Source organism: Nocardiopsis lucentensis DSM 44048 (assembly GCF_000341125.1).
Classification (GTDB): Bacteria; Actinomycetota; Actinomycetes; order Streptosporangiales; family Streptosporangiaceae; genus Nocardiopsis; species Nocardiopsis lucentensis.
In genome coordinates this window covers 1-812 of record NZ_ANBC01000018.1, presented here as the reverse complement: position 1 = coordinate 812, position 812 = coordinate 1, and the positions used below count along the sequence as shown (strand labels likewise).

Annotated in this window: 1 protein-coding gene; it reads right to left on the bottom strand. The window is 73.3% G+C overall.

What is annotated here, in order from left to right; translation table 11 throughout:
• Positions 1 to 80 precede the first annotated feature (80 nt).
• Complete coding sequence (locus tag D471_RS0100510; protein ID WP_017596817.1) at positions 81 to 674, bottom strand: DM13 domain-containing protein; 594 nt, start codon at positions 672 to 674, stop codon at positions 81 to 83.
• Between the last annotated feature and the right edge of the window lie 138 nt (positions 675 to 812).

Below are 812 nucleotides of genomic sequence, written 5' to 3'. Positions count from 1 at the left end.
TTTTAGCCGCTGAACGCGTGTGGGCGCGCCCCCTCGGGGCCGCGCCCACACGCGTTCCGGTGTTCTGGCCGTCCGATGCCCTAGAGGTCGACCGGAGCCGAGCCGAAGGCGACCGAGAACCGGTCGCACCAGATGACCACGCTCGTCATACCGGAGATGTCGGCGTCGGCCGGGATCTCGTAGTTGGCCGACCCGTGGGTTCCCTTCAGCTCGCCGAGGGCGACGTAGCGGCCGTCGCGGTACTTGGACCAGTCGCCGCCCGCCTCCTGATCGGTGATCCAGACATGGAGGTCGGGGCCGTCGCTCGTGGCGAGGTCCTCCAGGCGGACGTGCCGTGACCCGTCGGGCAGCTCCAGGACGGTGACCGTGCCGGAGGTGTCGTGCTCCTGGGTGATGAACTCGCCCCCGGCCAGGACCACCGGCTCGGTCTCCCCGCCCGCCTCGCCGCCGTCCCGGTCCTCGCCGTCCTCGCCGTTTGCCCGGCCCTCGCCGTCGGGGGCGCTCGGGGCCGAGGCCGCGGCCGGCGGCGGCTCCTCGACCGTGCGCGTGGTGAACAGCCGCCAGGGCTGGAAGGCCCACAGGCCGGCCGCCACCAGGACCAGGACGAGACCGGCCACCGGCCACAGCACCAGGGGACGGCGCCACCGCCCCGCCTTCGGAGTCCGCGCGTTCATCGCTCCGCCTTTCGAGAGGGCTTCGTCTTCCCCCCTCATTCGGAGCGGACGGCGGTGAGGCGACCCGGCTCCGCCGAATTCCTCACCGCCGTTCTCCGCCGCGCACGGCTCAGCCGGTGCGGTCCCCGTCCTTCGCCG

Bases quoted from the DNA above. Each gene is read 5' to 3' on its own strand.
- D471_RS0100510 (WP_017596817.1), bottom strand. From the start codon at position 674: ATGAACGCGCGGACTCCGAAGGCGGGGCGGTGGCGCCGTCCCCTGGTG.